At 29.2% G+C, this 16,781-nt stretch carries 17 protein-coding genes; 8 read left to right on the top strand and 9 right to left on the bottom strand.

Translation table 11 applies throughout. From position 1 onward, the window contains the following. Window positions 1-36 precede the first annotated feature (36 nt). From argJ to METOK_RS02560, 3 genes are all read left to right on the top strand, one after another. A complete protein-coding gene (gene argJ, locus METOK_RS02550) occupies window positions 37-1,254 on the top strand; it encodes a bifunctional ornithine acetyltransferase/N-acetylglutamate synthase (RefSeq protein ID WP_013866679.1) in 1,218 nt (405 codons plus the stop codon). Window positions 1,255-1,454: 200 nt separating this feature from the next. Further along, a complete protein-coding gene (locus tag METOK_RS02555; protein WP_013866680.1) occupies window positions 1,455-2,114 on the top strand; it encodes a selenouridine synthase SelU-like subunit in 660 nt (219 codons plus the stop codon). 27 nt (window positions 2,115-2,141) lie between these two features. After that, on the top strand, window positions 2,142-2,792 hold the full coding sequence (locus METOK_RS02560; RefSeq protein WP_013866681.1) for a selenouridine synthase SelU-like subunit: 651 nt from the start codon (window positions 2,142-2,144) through the stop codon (window positions 2,790-2,792). On the opposite strand, the gene METOK_RS02565 is transcribed toward METOK_RS02560, so the two are convergent. Beyond that, window positions 2,730-3,440, bottom strand: a complete 711-nt coding sequence (locus tag METOK_RS02565; RefSeq protein WP_013866682.1) for an L-threonylcarbamoyladenylate synthase — start codon at window positions 3,438-3,440, stop codon at window positions 2,730-2,732. The two genes, METOK_RS02560 and METOK_RS02565, sit on opposite strands and share 63 nt — an antisense overlap. 4 nt (window positions 3,441-3,444) lie before the next feature. Further along, entirely contained in the window at window positions 3,445-4,206 is a 762-nt protein-coding gene (locus METOK_RS02570; protein WP_013866683.1) for an MTAP family purine nucleoside phosphorylase, read from the bottom strand. Window positions 4,207-4,773: 567 nt separating this feature from the next. Here METOK_RS02570 and ribK point away from each other — a divergent pair. The 3 genes from ribK (at window position 4,774) to ribC (ending at window position 6,494) form a co-directional block, all read left to right on the top strand. Continuing rightward, complete coding sequence (ribK, locus tag METOK_RS02575; RefSeq protein ID WP_013866684.1) at window positions 4,774-5,175, top strand: CTP-dependent riboflavin kinase; 402 nt, start codon at window positions 4,774-4,776, stop codon at window positions 5,173-5,175. Then, window positions 5,172-5,855, top strand: a complete 684-nt coding sequence (gene ribB / locus METOK_RS02580; protein ID WP_013866685.1) for a 3,4-dihydroxy-2-butanone-4-phosphate synthase — start codon at window positions 5,172-5,174, stop codon at window positions 5,853-5,855. The genes ribK and ribB overlap by 4 nt, the downstream gene beginning before the upstream one ends. Before the next feature lie 168 nt (window positions 5,856-6,023). Next, window positions 6,024-6,494: a riboflavin synthase gene (ribC, locus tag METOK_RS02585; protein ID WP_013866686.1), complete on the top strand. Its 471-nt coding sequence runs from the start codon at window positions 6,024-6,026 to the stop codon at window positions 6,492-6,494. A 26-nt stretch (window positions 6,495-6,520) separates the two neighbouring features. Here the strand turns inward: ribC and METOK_RS02590 are convergent, their stop codons facing one another. From METOK_RS02590 to METOK_RS02620, 6 genes are all read right to left on the bottom strand, one after another. Next, window positions 6,521-7,132: a DUF1643 domain-containing protein gene (locus METOK_RS02590; RefSeq protein WP_013866687.1), complete on the bottom strand. Its 612-nt coding sequence runs from the start codon at window positions 7,130-7,132 to the stop codon at window positions 6,521-6,523. A 101-nt stretch (window positions 7,133-7,233) separates the two neighbouring features. Continuing rightward, entirely contained in the window at window positions 7,234-8,622 is a 1,389-nt protein-coding gene (locus METOK_RS02595) for an HD domain-containing protein (RefSeq protein WP_013866688.1), read from the bottom strand. Window positions 8,623-9,798: 1,176 nt separating this feature from the next. After that, window positions 9,799-11,991, bottom strand: a complete 2,193-nt coding sequence (locus METOK_RS02605; RefSeq protein ID WP_048057848.1) for a CDC48 family AAA ATPase — start codon at window positions 11,989-11,991, stop codon at window positions 9,799-9,801. Window positions 11,992-12,198: 207 nt separating this feature from the next. Continuing rightward, window positions 12,199-12,552, bottom strand: coding sequence for a hypothetical protein (locus tag METOK_RS02610; protein ID WP_013866691.1), 354 nt, complete (start codon window positions 12,550-12,552; stop codon window positions 12,199-12,201). A gap of 118 nt (window positions 12,553-12,670) precedes the next feature. Then, window positions 12,671-13,312 (bottom strand): FumA C-terminus/TtdB family hydratase beta subunit, encoded by a 642-nt coding sequence (locus tag METOK_RS02615; protein WP_013866692.1) that lies wholly within the window; start codon window positions 13,310-13,312, stop codon window positions 12,671-12,673. A gap of 105 nt (window positions 13,313-13,417) precedes the next feature. Continuing rightward, the gene (locus METOK_RS02620; protein ID WP_157198872.1) at window positions 13,418-13,954 is read right to left on the bottom strand and encodes a phosphoesterase PA-phosphatase; all 537 of its coding nucleotides are present in this window, start codon (window positions 13,952-13,954) and stop codon (window positions 13,418-13,420) included. A gap of 188 nt (window positions 13,955-14,142) precedes the next feature. Here METOK_RS02620 and hemB point away from each other — a divergent pair, with 188 nt between their 5' ends. Both hemB and METOK_RS02630 read left to right on the top strand, forming a co-directional pair. Continuing rightward, window positions 14,143-15,117, top strand: a complete 975-nt coding sequence (gene hemB, locus METOK_RS02625) for a porphobilinogen synthase (protein ID WP_013866694.1) — start codon at window positions 14,143-14,145, stop codon at window positions 15,115-15,117. Between the two features lie 195 nt (window positions 15,118-15,312). Then, the gene (locus METOK_RS02630) at window positions 15,313-15,708 is read left to right on the top strand and encodes a translation initiation factor IF-5A (protein ID WP_013866695.1); all 396 of its coding nucleotides are present in this window, start codon (window positions 15,313-15,315) and stop codon (window positions 15,706-15,708) included. 115 nt (window positions 15,709-15,823) lie between these two features. Here METOK_RS02630 and cbiB read toward each other — a convergent pair whose 3' ends face one another. After that, on the bottom strand, window positions 15,824-16,777 hold the full coding sequence (cbiB, locus tag METOK_RS02635; RefSeq protein ID WP_048057849.1) for an adenosylcobinamide-phosphate synthase CbiB: 954 nt from the start codon (window positions 16,775-16,777) through the stop codon (window positions 15,824-15,826). Between the last annotated feature and the right edge of the window lie 4 nt (window positions 16,778-16,781).

Consider the following 16,781-nt stretch of genomic DNA (forward strand, 5'->3'; position numbering starts at 1 on the left):
TAATTACTATAATAATTAATGATGCTAGGTGGAAATATGGATTTTAAAATAATAGATAATGGTGTAATTGCCCCAAAGGGATTCAAAACAAACGGGGTTAAAAAAGGAAAATATGGAGTAGGTATAATATACTCAGAAAAAGATTGTGTGGCTGCTGCAACATTTACAACAAATAAAGTTGTGGCACATCCTGTGAATCTATCAAAAGAGATTTTAAAAAATAATAGGAATAAAATAAAAGCAATTGTAGCAAATAGCGGTAATGCAAATTGTTTTACAAAAAATGGATACTACGATGCAAAAGAAATGATAAAAGAAACTGCAAAACTACTGAATGTTCCTGAAAATAGTGTCTTAGTAGCATCTACTGGTGTAATTGGAAGGAAAATGCCAATGGATACAATAATAAGTAAAATAAACGAAGCATACAGCAAATTATTAAAAGAAAGTAGTAATTCAAATACAGTGAAAGCCATAATGACTACTGACAGATTTCCAAAAACCATTGCAGTGGAATTTGAAGTGAATGGAAAAACTGTAAGGATTGGGGGCATAACAAAAGGAGCAGGTATGATAGCACCAGATATGCTACATGCAACAATGCTGTGTTTTATTACTACGGATATAGCTATAAACAGTAGTGATTTAACAAAATCCCTTCAAAATGCAGTGGATAAATCATTTAATAATGCCGTTGTAGATGGGGATACAAGCACCAACGATACAGTGTTTGCTCTTGCAAATGGTGAAAGTGGAGTTAAATACAGTGAATGTGCCGAGCTCTTTGATAAGGCTTTAACCTATGTATGCACAGAATTGGCTAAAATGATAGTAATGGACGGAGAAGGTAGCACCAAGCTTATGGAAGTTTGTGTAAAGGGATGTGCTTCAAAGGAAGATGCAGTAAAAGCATCAAAATCTATCGTTAGGTCTTTGCTTGTAAAAACTGCACTTTATGGAGGTGACCCTAACTGGGGAAGAATCACGGCTGCAGTTGGATACAGTGGCGTAGAGATGGATATGGATAAAATGGATGTGTTAATCTCTAATTTTGATAAAGAGACCTATCTTGTTAAAGATGGTATCCCTATTGCCGACGAAGGAACAAAAGAGTTAGAACTCGCAGAGGAGATTATGCAAAATGATAAAATAAAAATAGTTGTTGATTTAAAACTTGGAAATTACGAAAATACATCTTATGGTTGTGATTTAGGACATGATTATGTAAAATTGAATTCAGAATACACCACATAATTCTTTATGTAATTCTTTATTTTATTTAGTTTATTATTTTATGGTTTAATTCATAAATTTAATTATGTATTTTTTACATTTTTTTAATTATTACTTTTCTTTCTTTACATTTATGAAATTACATATTTAAAATTATATCAATTAACTTTTTTAATAACGTATTACTATCTTATTTTAAAATAATTGACTATGGTGAATTTATGATAATTTTTGGATTACTTGGTAAAACAGGATGCGGAAAAACGGAAATTTTGCAAAAGTTAAAGCAATATCATCCTGTTGTAGATATTGAAGAGTGTGGAAATACAAGGGGAAGCGTATTAGGTGATTTATACCATCTAAAACAGCACTCCCAGGAAAAATTTGAAAAACTATTAAAGAAACAGCATAAAAAAGCGGAAAAAAAGGGCTACTGTATCGTAGAATTTGAAGGGAGAAAAATAGGAGGAACTGAAAAATTAAGTGTTCCTGAACCATATTCCGACCTGAAAAATTATAATTACAATATATTGATAGAATGCCCCTATGAATGCCAAATACAGCGACTTTTAACATATTATGTTCCAAAAAACAGTGAAGAAAAGGAAATACTCATTTCAAAGTTTAAAATGCTTAAAACAATATTTAAAAAACCTGAAAGAGTGAAAATCATAGGCGATATAATAAAATTAATTGAAGAGGACGATTATTATAATGCTGCAATCCTTATTGAGGAAAAATTATACCGAGAATCTTATATGCGTTCTATAAAAAAGGTTAAACCTGATTTAGTAGTTTATAATGAAGACCTTGATAAATCCGTTGAAATAATAAACGATTTTATAAATAAGAAATTAAAGGAGAACAATATTATCAAATAAATTTAAATATATAATAAAAGGGATATAATGGATGAAGAAATACTTTCAAGACTATTAACATTTAAAAATAATGTAATATTGGCAATACGATTAAAAGATGGAAAAAAAATGATAACCGATGGAAAAAAAATACTCGCTGGAAAAATAAGTGGTGAGCTCGCATCATTTATTTTGAATTATTCAAAAGATATTGAAGCACCAACTGTTGTAGAACATGAAGATGAGCTCCTATATTTTGAACCTATCGATATTAAAAAATATTTGAATTCCATAGGAAAAGAGCTTATAGATGAACTTATAACAATTTCAGAACTTGAAGAGATGGATAAAGATAATATTATAATTGTAGATGCAAGAGCTCCGAGGGAGTATGCCCAACAAACAATACCAAATGCTATAAATATCCCCTTATTTTTAGACGATGAACACGAATTAATAGGAAAAACTTACAAAAAAGAAGGAAAAGATAAAGCCATAAAACTTGCATCGGATATTATTGGAGAAGGAATAAAAAGAATAACTAAAACAGCAGTTAATCTTGATAGGAACAAGACAATTGTTGTATTCTGTGCAAGGGGCGGTATGAGAAGTCAAGCCATTGCCACAATCTTAAAATTAATGGGTTTTAAAGTAAAAAGATTGATTGGTGGATTTAAAAGTTATAGGGCAAATAAATAAAAATATGACATTACCTAATTTTTTAATTTTATCAAAAGGTATTGCCCCTTCTCGTATGAGCTCTATATTATCATTTAATATCTTAATTATTGTAGATGGGGTTTTATATTTACATACGCCAGTATCAATTATTAAATCCACATTTTTCCTTAATTCATCACTTATCTCCTTAACAGAGGTTGGTGGTTTTTCTCCACTTAAATTTGCACTGGTTGCAGTTAATGGAACTATCGACAATTCCCTAATTATTTCGCTATCTGGAATCCTTATTCCAATATAATCCTTTGAAACGATATTTGGTATTGTATCCTTTTTCTTTAATATTATAGTCAGAGCTCCGGGTAAAAATTTATCGATTATTTTTTTGGAGATTTCATTTACATAGGCATATTTTTCAATATCTTCCTTATCCTTTAAAAATATTGAAATTGGTTTATTTAAATCCCTTTTTTTCAGTTTATAAACCTTTTTAACTGCATTTTCGTCCAGTACATTTGCACACAGTCCGTAAAGAGTATCTGTTCCGCAAATAATTATTTTTCCTTCCAATATCATTTTTTTAATTTTCTCTATCTCTTTTTTTGTTTTTTCATTTTCCATATTATTTTCTTTCAATTCATTTAATTCATTTAATTTTAGTATCTTCATAACATCACTTGATTACGGCGTCTTTTAAAGCATCACTACAAGCACAGGTTTTTTCATAATTGCAGTGCATAATATCCTCAACTATTTTTAAAATTTTCTCTTCCATTTCCTTTATTGTATCAAAAACCTCACTAACTGTTAGTTTGTGCTTGGATATGCCTGTGCAGTAATTCGATACTGAACATAATGAGGCATAACACATTCCGAGCTCCCTTGCAAGAATAACCTCTGGGTATCCCGTCATCCCAACAACATCTCCAACAGTTTTATAAAAGTTTATTTCTGCCTTTGTTTCAAACCTCGGTCCTTCTGTGCATACATAAACTCCTTCACTGTATTCATAGCTTCTTTTGTTTAGTACATCTTTTAAAATATAAGTCATTTCTGGACAATAAGGTTCTGAAACATCTATATGAACCACCACGCCATCCTCTCCGTCGTAAAATGTGCATTCCCTCATCTTTGTAAATTCTATAAAATCGTTTGGAACAAAAAATGTTCCTGGTTTTATATGCTCCTTCAATGAACCAACAGAATTTATTGCCAAAATTCTATCAACACCGAGCTCCTTTAATGCATATATGTTAGCTCTATAATTTATCCTGTGTGGTGGGGTGTTATGTTTTAATCCATGCCTAAAAAGTAAAACTATATCATTTTCATTATCTATTAAAACCTTCGATTTTCCGTATTTTGTGTTTATTATTTTCTCTTCACCTTTATTTAGTATGGATGATACCCCAGTTCCTCCGATTATCCCTATCAAAATATCACCTTTTATTTATTTACTTTAAGAGTTGTAAAAAATATATTTTATAACTTATTATAATACTAATTATAACTTTATACTAAAAAATATTACTATAAAAAATTTATATATTGTAATTTACATTTTCTTTAAAACATTAATTAGAATGACATATGATAAAAAAACTACATTAAAAAAAGTAAAAATAGATAAGAAAATCTTTTATTTTTTATTTTAAACTATTATTAAGTTTTTAAATTTTATATATTACCCCAAATGAAAAAAATTAAACTTAAAAGATAAAAAATATATAAAAAATATTATAAAAAGCAGAAAATAAAAAATTTAAGTTATGATGGTTTATTTAATACGCTAAATAGATTAAAAGAAGAAATATATTAAAGTATAAAGATTTAATATTGGTATATATAATTTAATAACTTTAAGGTATAATAGTTTATAAAATATGTTTTCCCATATAAAAATGAAACTCTAAAATTTAATAAATTATATTATGCTTTTAATTTTTAAAAAATTTTTAATATAGTGTTTTATAAATAACTACATAAAATTGGTGATGGTTAAATGTTAAATAAATTATTTGGTCGTGTAATGTCTGGAAAAGGCGAAGGAAGATATTACATGTCATTATTGCCATACAAAGAAAAATTTAAAGATATCCTTGGATATGAACCTTATGAAGGCACATTAAATATTAAGCTAAATAAGGCAATTGACTTAAATCGTTTTAATCCGTTGGAAATTGACGATTTTCGTTATGAAAATAATAAATACTATGGAGTTAAATTAATACCTGTGAAAATATGCACAAAAGATTTTTGTGTAAAAGGTGCTATTGTATATCCAAAAAAAACCGAACATTCAAATAATATAATAGAAATAATAGCGCCCATTAAATTGAGAAAGTATTTATTTTTAAAAAATAATGATATTGTTATGATTATATTAAACGGTGAAAAAAAATGAAGAACGACATAGAAAAAGCTATTAATGATTTAAAAAATGGAAAAATGATATTACTTTATGACAGCGATGATAGGGAAGGGGAAACTGATATGGTTGTTGCCTCTGAAAAAATTACGCCTGCCCATATAAGAACCATGAGAAAAAATGGCGGTGGATTAATTTGCACAGCAATCCATCCAGATTTTTGTAAAGCAATGGGTATTCCATTTATGGTGGATGTTTTTGACTACGCCTCAGAAAAGTTCCCAGTATTAAAGGAGCTCTATCCAAATGATATACCTTATGATGAAAAATCATCATTCTCTATTACAATAAACCATAGAAAAACCTTCACAGGCATTACAGATAATGACAGGTCATACACTATAAAGAAATTTGCAGAGCTCTGCAATGAAAAAAGATTTGGTGATTTTGGAAAAGAGTTCAGAGCTCCGGGACATGTTACATTGTTGAGGGCTACCGAAGGACTTGTAAGAAACAGAAGAGGACATACAGAGATGACAGTTGCACTTGCTGAATTGGCAGGATTAACTCCAATTACCACAATTTGCGAGATGATGGGAGACGATGGATATGCCATGAAAAAAAGCGAGACTAAAAAATATGCCGAAAAAAATAATTTAGTTCATTTAAGCGGTGAAGAATTAATAAACTACTACTTAGAACATACCGAAAAATAATTTTAATAATAAAATAATAATAAGAGATAATAAGCATATGTAAAATTGATATTAAAATTATAAATAAAAATAATAAAATAATGATTATAAGCTATAAAATCTTATTATAAATTTCTTCTTATTAATTTTATTTTTATTAATTAAAATTTTTTAAAATTTGGTGGAATTATGACTATAAAAGTTGGCATAGCAGACACCACTTTTGCAAGAGTAGATATGGCATCTGCTGCAATAAAAAAATTAAATGAAATGACCTCTAAAATAAAAATAATTAGATACACAGTCCCTGGAATGAAAGACCTTCCAGTAGCCTGCAAAAAACTAATTGAAGAAGAAGGGTGCGAAATAGTTATGGCACTTGGAATGCCGGGAGGCAAAGATAAAGACAAAGTATGTGCCCATGAAGCTTCCCAAGGTCTTATGATGGCACAACTCATGACTAATAAACATATAATTGAAGTCTTTGTTCATGAGGATGAGGCTAAGGATGAGAAGGAGCTCGCATGGCTTGCAAAAAGAAGGGCAGAAGAACATGCTGAAAATGTCTATTATTTACTATTCAATCAGAAGTTTTTGGAGAAAAATGCTGGAAAAGGTTTAAGACAAGGCTTCGAAGATGTCGGAGCTGCAAGGGAGTAATATAAAATAATATTATCAATTTTATTTTATTGGCGATACTCTATTAATCTCATATTATATCCCCAAAAACAGGCATGAAATGGATAAAAATCATTTCCTTTGCCGTTGCCATCCACTCTATATACTGGAATATTCTGTTTTTTAGTTATTTTAGCCAGCATATTATTTACTTGATTAATTCGCTGGTTATATAATTTTTTATTGATTCCGCTATTACCTCCCCATGCCTTGATGATATAATCGCTTTCTTTTACAAATGATTTAATATACTTGTCATTTTCTAAGCCCACTACATAATCCAAACCATATAACATTAGAGCATTATTCAAATCTTTTGCATCTGTGGCACGATATGCAAATATGTTTAAAATATTTAAATGACTTACATCGTGGAATTTTTCATAAACATATTTTTCTACCCTTCTTATTGTGTTATCTGCTTTTTTCTCATTTGCTGATGAAGGATTTTTTAAAATTACAGTCATTGTATTTCTATAATTTTCTCTATCGTTATATTTCATTTCTAAAGTATATCGATATACATTATCTTCTGAAAATACTGCACTTATGTTTTTAATATCTATGGCTTCAAAATGCTTAACCTGTCTACCTATCCTAGGATTCATATTCGTATTCATATTTTGCCTGTTTAAGTTTATTATTATATTCCATATACTAATATTAATTAAAGTATAATAAACTAAATTATTATATATCCTATATTTAATAATAATTACTATTAAAGATTTATAGCATAATCATACCTATAAGTTCCCCTAACCTTTACAACATTTTCCTTTATTAATCCACAAAATATTAATTTTTGGAGCTCCGATAAAAATTCAGATTCCGACATACCCATCTCTTTTGCAATTGTTAAGAGTCTTCCTCTACCTTTTATAACCCCTTCATTCTGCATAATGTCCAACATCATACTCTTTTTATGTTTTTTTCTTATACAATCAAAAATCACTTCTTTTTTATTGTTTTCCTTAAATTTATTTTCATTTTTAAGTAATTTATAATGTTCTGGTGGAATATACACCCTAACATCCCAAGACTTCATATAAGCCCACTTTAAATTTTTAGCAAGAGGAGAAATTTCATCCAACTTATATCTTTTATTATCGATTATTACTGTAACATTATGCTCATTTATTTTTGGATAATCTGGAATATCCAAAAACACCGTAGTTCCCAATTTTTCAGAAAGTTCCATTTCCAGTTGTTTCACATCCTCTTCATTTAAATTTATCAAAAGCCATTTTTCCTCAGGTGTTAAATCATCATATCTAAATGTCAAAATATTTTTAAATAAATGCCTTTTATCAAGCATTTTAATCAATTTATTGCATTCTTCATCGGAGCTCCGTCTCAAGGTGGCAACTAAATCTATATCATCCATTGTTGAGAGGTCATTTAAATTAAACAATTTTTCATTTAATCCATAGATTGTAGCATTTTTTAACATTATTTCAGCTATCCTTGAAGTTGGGTGCATATATACCGTAGGATACATCTGATACCTTGCAATCAATAAGGATTCCACAGCGATTAAGCCTTTTCCCAAAACCCCTAATTTTGGTCTTATATCATCCAATAGCACCATACATCTTATTAATCTTGCATAATCAATAGAACCATAAGCTACACCTGTGTGATAACTATCCCTCAAAAGATAATCCATTCTATCAGCATCCACATCACCACTAAGCAGAGCTCCTTCAAATCCTTTGGACTGCAAAACATCTATTACTTCATTTGGAGTATAGCTCTCAAAATCCATTTTTTTAATCTTTTTTCTTGTAATATATTCATGATTATACCCGCATATTTCAAGAGTATGTGAAAATGGGGGATGACCTATATCGTGAAGAAGCGCTGCAATCCTTATTAATTCCCTATCCACATCTTCTAAATTTTTAGAAATTTCTCCCGCAACATGCATTGTTCCTATGGAATGCTCAAATCTTGTATGGTTAGCACTTGGATAAACCATACAGGTCAATCCCGTTTGTTTTATATTCCTCAGCCTTTGAAACTCTGGCGTATCTATTAAAGATAATTCACTACCATTAAGGGGTATGTCTGCATATATCGGGTCCCTTATAATTTTTATTTCGCTCATAAAAAATAGTTTGATATACTAATATATAAATCTTTATAATATCTTATCCATATATTAAAATAAATGAATAAATAAAATAAAATAGAATTAAAAAATTATAGTAAAAGACGGAAAATTATTATATTTCTAATAAACTACCCGACAATAGCCATATAACTACTTACTATTTCAGCATATAATGACAAATATTATTAAATTAATATTTCATTGATTGAGTTTGTTGTCGAGAACTATAAATTAATCTTATATATTTAAATATAATTAAAAATACTACTGAATAAATAATTAAACATTTAAATTTAATTTAAATAATTTTCTATTTAATTTAAATCGATATATATAATAGTTTTTGTATAATACATAACCATAAAAAATGAAAAATTAATTTTGCCTCTATGTCAATACTGGAATAAAAGACTGTTTAAGGAGAACAATATATGATTCGTGATTATGGGCCTTAACCAATAGGGTGGTTTAATTGGATTCTTTAATAATATTTTTTCTTTTATATTTGAGCTTATCAATTGTATCAATAATATTTTGGAATATTAAAAGAGATAAGTCATTTTTAATTTTATCCATATTATCCATATTATATTTTATAGTATTAATACTACAAGTTGTAAATCAATCTGTAAATCTGGAGTTATTAGTTTATATAGCTAAATTGTTTTTACTTTTAGGAATGATTTTAACTACACTATATATTTTGAGAAAAAATAAATTTTTGTTATTTTTGGCAATATTTGGATTAATAGTTCCATTCTTACAATTCGAGATTCCAAACTGGTTATTTAATATCTTATCACTACCTTTATTTATTTATGTTAAATTATTTGTTTCTAAAAATATGGGTGGAAGTGATTATTATAGCCCTTTTATAATTATTCCGCTATCCATATATTGGTGGATATTAATTGGTTTAATAATACGGGCTATTTATAAGAATTTAAAAAAATTAATAAGAGAGAGGAGGCGTTATGAGTCAAAAACTTCAAAATTTCATTTTGACTTCTATTGTATTATTTATTATTACAATAAAATTATCTTACAGAATATATGCATAATAAACTAAAATAAATAAATAATAAATAATAATATAAAAAAATAGATGGAATATTATAATAAATTAAAGAATAATAAAAACCAAAAAAGAAATAAATTTATTTTATTTATCTATGGTATCCAGAATATTCCTCTTTTTTTTGAATGAGTTTCAGCTTCGGGACTTCTTCCATATTCCTCTGCTAACTTTTTATAGAGGTTCATTTCTTCTTTTTTAACTGATGGTCTTACTTTTTTCAGTGCTTCTTCAAAGTGTCTTAACTCAACTTTTTCGGCTTTTAAATTCTCCCTAAGTGCTATCATTGCAGCTTCCCTACATACTGCCTCTAAATCTGCTCCTGTGTAGCCTTCTGTTTTTTCTGCAAGTTTCTTCAAATCGACATCTTCTGCAAGAGGCATTTTTTTGGTATGGACTTTTAATATCTCATACCTTGCCTTTTTATCAGGAACTGGGACTAATACTATTCTATCAAGTCTTCCAGGTCTCAGCAATGCAGGGTCAAGTATATCTGGTCTGTTTGTTGCGGCAATTATCACAACATCCTTAGGTTCTTCAAGACCATCGAGCTCCGTCAATAGCTGATTAACTACCTTCTCAGCTACACCGCTTCCACCAATATCTGAGCCCCTTCTTGGAGCAATACTGTCTATCTCATCAAAGAATACCACAGTTGGTGCAGCTTGTCTTGCCTTTCTAAATATTTCTCTTATTGCCTTTTCACTTTCTCCAACCCATTTAGAGAATATTTCAGGTCCTTTTACACTTATAAAGTTTGCCTGTGATTCATTTGCAACAGCCTTGGCAAGTAATGTTTTACCAGTTCCAGGAGGTCCAAACAGTAAAACTCCCTTAGGAGGTCTAATTCCCATCTTTTCAAATACTTCTTTATATTTTAACGGCCATTCAACGGCTTCTTTTAAGTCCTGTTTTACTTCTTCCAATCCCCCAATATCATCCCATTTTACATTTGGAACCTCAACAAGAACTTCCCTTAATGCAGATGGCTCAACTTCCTTCAACGCCTCTTTAAAGTCCTGCATCGTTACTTCAATTTTATCTAAAATTTCCTTAGGTATCTCCTCTTTCTCCAAATCAATATCTGGAAGTAATCTTCTAAGGGTTTTCATTGCAGCTTCTTTACATAGTGCTGCCAAATCTGCACCAACAAATCCGTGTGTAACATCTGCTAAGTAGTCCAAATCAACATCTTCTGCAAGAGGCATATTTCTTGTATGTATTTGAAGAATTTCTTTCCTTCCTTTTCTGTCTGGAACTCCAATGGTAATTTCTCTGTCAAATCTTCCAGGTCTTCTCAATGCAGGGTCTAATGCATCTGGTCTGTTTGTTGCGGCAATTACTACAACCTGTCCTCTACTTTCAAGACCATCCATAAGTGTCAGAAGCTGAGCTACCATTCTCCTTTCAACTTCTCCCGATGCTTCATCTCTTTTTGGAGCTATTGCATCTATTTCGTCGATGAATACTATCGATGGAGATTCTTCCTCAGCTTCTTCAAATATCTTTCTTAAATTTTCTTCGGTTTCTCCAACATATTTACTCATTATTTCTGGACCATTTATGGTGTAAAAGTTTGCCCCAGCCTCATTTGCAACAGCTTTGGCAAGTAATGTTTTACCAGTTCCAGGAGGCCCAGCAAGCAAAACTCCTTTTGGTGGTTCAATACCTAATTTATCGAATAATTCAGGATATCTCATTGGAAGTTCTACCATTTCCCTAATTTTCTTAACTTCTTCCCTTAAACCACCAATATCTTCATAGGAGATATCAGGTATTTTAGTTTCTTTTAGTTCTGACACTGGTTCTGTTTTCAATTCAACAGTTGTATATTCTGTTATTTTAACAGCACCTTTTGGAGTAGTTCCAACAACTATAAATGGAAATGCTGTTCCTAAAACTCCAATTACAACCCTTGAACCCTTGCTTACTACTTGTCCTGCCAATCTACTTTTTACATAGTCTTCAAATCCCCCACTAAATCTTACTGCCTGCATAGGAGCAAGTACGATTTTAGTGGCATCTTTAACTTCTGCCTTTTTTACTTTGACCTTATCTCCAATTCCTGCCTTTGCATTCTGTCTTAATATTCCATCCATTCTTATAATATTTTTTCCTTGGTCTTCCAAGTAACCTCTCCATACAGTTGCATAGGCCTTTGATTTACCTTCAATTTCTACTACATCTCCGGATTTTAGACCTAATTTTTCCATGGTGATAGGGTCTATTCTAACGATTCCTTTACCCACATCCCCTTGATATGCTTCTGCTACTATTAATTCAACCATAAATATCACCCCGATATTATAGATATATGTAATAATTATAATAATCATATATCAGTTATTTATATTTAAATTTATATTCTAAAATTAAATTATAAAATATTAATAAATATTATTTTTTAGATTTATTAATTAATTATAATATACCTTAGAACTTCTATATAAAGGTTTTGATTTTGTGCAAATAGATGCACTACCATATATAATATATTAATGGCCTACATCCATCATGTGGAATGTATAATACCTTGTAAATCCACAATTTCTACATCTCACATACATGCCAGAATCTGTAATTAATATATCTTGGGGAGCATATTTTCCACAGTTATAACACTCCACATCCTTTTCTAAAACCCAGTTATCATATTTTCCTTTTTTATTTTTTTCAATTTCTATAATATTATCCGAATCTACCCATACCTTTTTTAAAATATAATATCTTGTAGCTCCACAATTAGAGCACTTTACAAATGCCTGATTGGGATATATCTCAATTATCTGGTCAGCCACCTCTCCACAATTATAACACTTTGTTTTATACTTTAAAGTCCATTTATCCATATTTCCCCTCCTAATATTATTATTTATTATAACTATCTTTCTTTGATGATATATATAATAGTTATCATATTTTAAAATCTTAGTATTATATTTATATTACTTGCTATTTACATATTATTTACTCACAGTTATTGCTTATTTTTGATTTTAAAGTATTTAAATTTTTTAAAACTTCATTATTAACTTTTTTATATATACTATTTCCATTTGAATCCATTGCAACCATTAATGGTCCAAAATCTTTAACTTCGAGCTCCCATATAGCCTCGGGCATCCCGAGCTCAGGATAATAAACATCCTTTACATCAACTATGGAACTCGCAAGTAATGCGGCACATCCCCCAGGAGCTGCAAGATAAACTACCCCATATTTTTCAAATGTTTTCAATAATTCTGTTTTCATCCCTCCTTTACCCACTATTGCAGATATATTTGTTATTTTAATAAATTCTGCTTCTATATCATTCATCCTTGCCGATGTTGTTGGACCTATTGCCACGCATTTCCATTTATTATTTTCCTTTTTCATTATAGGTCCTGCATGATAAATAACACCATTTTTCAATTTTTTTACAATATCATTAATAGTTTTACCGCTAATATTATTATTCTTATTTTTTTTATTCTTCTTTATGTATTCCTCTATAATGGTTATGTGGGCCTCATCTCTACCGGTATATATCGTTCCATTTAAATAAACAATATCTCCAACCTTCAATTTTTTTACAATATCCTTTGAAATGGGGGTTTCCAATCTCAAAATATCACCATGAATTAATTCATTAACTTATTATTTGCTAAAATTATATATTTTATTTTTTATTTATTTTATTTAACTTAGAATTTAATATTTTATAAAATATAACTATACAAATTTTAGCATAATTAAATTTACTAAAAAACCAGAAAATGTTCCAATAACAACCTGCAAAACTGTATGTTTTTTTAGATATAAACGAGACCATATTGTCAATATCAAAAATACGCTATAACTTATTATCAAGGATATTATTAAGTAATAGTTGTTATTTGTATATTTTAGTAAATACATCAACAACATTATCAATGTGGATAATCCATAACAATGCATACTAATTTTCCAAAATAATGTAATTATTAATATAAATATAATATTTATTAAAAATGCCTTGGAGAATAAATCATTGAAAATAAAGCTTATAACCACCCCATAAATTGTTAATATAATTAACGGAATTAGCCTATGGTTTCTATCTTCAATATCCCAGTTTTGACCACTTAATTTTGCAGATATTAACCATATTATGCAGGGAACAACAGCCAACATTATTAATTCAATTATATTATTTATAGCAATTATTAATGTGATTACCAACAAAAATGGAAATATATAAGATACAAATGTTGCAAATTTCGATTTCATAATATCCCAATTATATAAACTATATAAAGATGACATAATAATAATTTAATGATAACTAATATAATAATATGTAATAATATATAACGATAGTTAAAAAGTAATAAAGTAATACTAAACTAATAACTGCAATAAAGATATATGGATAAATATATTTAAACGTATATATAATATGAAAATATGGAGATATTATGATAATACGACCAAGAAGATTAAGAGCAAATCAAAAAATAAGAGATTTAGTTAGAGAAACGGTTTTAACAAAAAACGATTTAATAATGCCTCTTTTTATTGATGAAAACCTAAATGCAGGAGATAAAAAAGAAATTCCTTCAATGCCAAATCAATATAGGTTTAGTATAGATGGTGTTGTTGAAGAATGTAAAGAGATAGCAGATTTAGGCATTCCTGCGGTAATATTATTTGGGATTCCACGATACAAAGATGAAATTGCATCCTCGGCATACGATAAAAATGGAGTAATTCAAAAATCCATAAGAAAGATAAAAGATGAGCTCGGGGATGAGCTCCTAATTATAGCCGATACCTGTTTATGTGAATATACTTCCCATGGGCATTGCGGTTTAATTAAAGATAACAAGGTTTTAAATGATGAAACCCTTGAAATACTTTCAAAGATAGCCTTATCCTATGCTGAGAGTGGAGTTGATGTAGTTGCTCCATCGGATATGATGGATGGAAGAGTTGGGAGGATAAGAAGTGTTTTAGAGGAAAATGATTATAAAGATGTAGCTATTATGAGTTATGCTGCAAAATATGCTTCCTCATTTTATGGACCATTTAGGGATGCCGCAGAGAGCTCACCTAAATCATCCATAAAAGATAGGAAAACCTACCAAATGGATTATGGAAATTCAAGGGAGGCTCTGAGAGAAATTGAATTGGATATTAATGAAGGAGCAGACATGGTATTGGTAAAACCTGCACTTCCTTATTTGGATATTTTAAAGATGGCTAAGGAAAACTTCAATGTGCCAGTTGGAGGATACTGTGTAAGTGGAGAATATTCTATGATTGAGGCTGCTGCTCAAAATGGATGGTTAAACAGAGAAGAAGCAATTATGGAAGCACTATACTGTATAAAAAGAGCAGGAGCAGATTTCATAATTACATATTGGGCAAAAGAAGTTGCTAATTTATTGTAATTATCAAACAATACCAATAATTAAATTCAATAATTATTTAAATATTAATTTTAGAGAGTTTAAAGAAATATTTATATATTAAATATATCTAATTAGATACGAGACCTATTTTAAAGATAAATAATAAATAATGCAAAATTAAAACTTAAAAATAAAAACAAATTTAAAGGTTAAAAATAAAAACAGGTGATTATTTTGGCAGGAACAAAACAAGCTACTATGGGTTCTTTAAAAGAAGGCCAATATATAATGATAGACGATGTGCCATGTAGAATAGTAAATATTGCAATATCCAAACCAGGAAAACATGGAGAAGCAAAAGCAAGAATTACAGCAATAGGTATATTTGAACCTGTTAAAAAAGAAGTAGTAGGACCTACAAGGCATAAAATAGAGGTCCCAATTATTGACAAAAGAAAAGGACAAGTTTTAGCAATTATGGGAGACCAAGTTCAAATTATGGATTTAGAAACCTATGAAACCTTAGAAATTCCAATGCCTGATGATGTAGAAGGATTAGAAAGTGGTGTTGAAGTAGAATACTTCGAAGCTGTTGGAAGATACAAAATTACAAGAGTTATAAGTAAATAATCATAATTTCTTATTTACTTTTTTATTTTAATTATTTTTATTTTAATTATTTTTATTTTATTATTTTTAATTTTATGTATTATTTATTTTATTTTATCTATTTTTTAATTATTATTTATTTAAGCGAATAATAGATAATCAAATAAATAATTAAAAACATGACTATAACAACATCTATTGCTTTTAAAGAATTGTATGCCTTATCAATATTTATTTTACCTGTTCCTAATTTATAGTATCCTATTTTTTCAAGAGTCATATTTAATCCATGAGATAGTGTAGCCATGGTATATCCAGAGTTTGGAGATGGTGTTTTGTGCCCTTCCTTTAAAAATCCATGTAGTGCTCTTTTTATACTTCCACCGTATAGCGGTGCAGAAATAATTAACAGTAATCCTGCAATACGGGAGGGGATAAAATTAAGCAAATCATCTAAACGAGCTGCAAACTTTCCGTAGTATTCATATTTTTCATTTCTATACCCCATCATGGCATCCATGGTATTTACAGCTCTGTATATAAATGCACCGGGAAGGCCAAATAATGTAGCGTAAAATAGTGGAGCTATAATGCTATCGGTGATATTTTCCGACGCACTTTCAATTGATGCCGATAATATATGTTCTTTATCCAACTTTGACGCATCTCTGCTCACAATACATTGAACAGCGGTTCTTGCATTTTCTAAATCATTATTTTTTAAATAGTCGATTGGTTTTTTTGAAAAACTCAAAAGTGATTTATAGCCAATTGTCGTTGAAAGTAAAAAAGAGTATAATATATATTTTATACTTTTGGAAATATTATTATCATTTAAAATATTACCTAAATTATCTATGAGCATTTCAATGACATAAACAACTGCAAAAACAATAATTATAACCAATAATGTAATTAAAATTCCAAAAACAAAATCCTTAATCTTATTTTTTGAATAGGATGATTTAAACAATTTTTCAAAAAAATAGATAATATTTCCAATCCACACAACGGGGTGGATTTTCTCTGGGAGCTCACCATATACCCTATCAAATAAGACAGATAAAATTAGTATTATGGGATTAATCATAGTC

The sequence above is a fragment of the Methanothermococcus okinawensis IH1 genome (genome assembly GCF_000179575.2).
Classification (GTDB): Archaea; AGJL01; Methanococci; order Methanococcales; family Methanococcaceae; genus Methanofervidicoccus; species Methanofervidicoccus okinawensis.

Bases quoted from the DNA above. Each gene is read 5' to 3' on its own strand.
- METOK_RS02610 (WP_013866691.1), bottom strand. From the start codon at position 12,552: ATGGATAAATGGACTTTAAAGTATAAAACAAAGTGTTATAATTGTGGA.
- METOK_RS02590 (WP_013866687.1), bottom strand. From the start codon at position 7,132: ATGAATACGAATATGAATCCTAGGATAGGTAGACAGGTTAAGCATTTT.
- ribC (WP_013866686.1), top strand. From the start codon at position 6,024: ATGACTATAAAAGTTGGCATAGCAGACACCACTTTTGCAAGAGTAGAT.
- METOK_RS02560 (WP_013866681.1), top strand. From the start codon at position 2,142: ATGGATGAAGAAATACTTTCAAGACTATTAACATTTAAAAATAATGTA.
- hemB (WP_013866694.1), top strand. From the start codon at position 14,143: ATGATAATACGACCAAGAAGATTAAGAGCAAATCAAAAAATAAGAGAT.
- METOK_RS02595 (WP_013866688.1), bottom strand. From the start codon at position 8,622: ATGAGCGAAATAAAAATTATAAGGGACCCGATATATGCAGACATACCC.
- ribB (WP_013866685.1), top strand. From the start codon at position 5,172: ATGAAGAACGACATAGAAAAAGCTATTAATGATTTAAAAAATGGAAAA.
- cbiB (WP_048057849.1), bottom strand. From the start codon at position 16,777: ATGATTAATCCCATAATACTAATTTTATCTGTCTTATTTGATAGGGTA.
- METOK_RS02565 (WP_013866682.1), bottom strand. From the start codon at position 3,440: ATGAAGATACTAAAATTAAATGAATTAAATGAATTGAAAGAAAATAAT.
- METOK_RS02605 (WP_048057848.1), bottom strand. From the start codon at position 11,991: ATGGTTGAATTAATAGTAGCAGAAGCATATCAAGGGGATGTGGGTAAA.
- METOK_RS02620 (WP_157198872.1), bottom strand. From the start codon at position 13,954: ATGAAATCGAAATTTGCAACATTTGTATCTTATATATTTCCATTTTTG.
- ribK (WP_013866684.1), top strand. From the start codon at position 4,774: ATGTTAAATAAATTATTTGGTCGTGTAATGTCTGGAAAAGGCGAAGGA.
- argJ (WP_013866679.1), top strand. From the start codon at position 37: ATGGATTTTAAAATAATAGATAATGGTGTAATTGCCCCAAAGGGATTC.
- METOK_RS02555 (WP_013866680.1), top strand. From the start codon at position 1,455: ATGATAATTTTTGGATTACTTGGTAAAACAGGATGCGGAAAAACGGAA.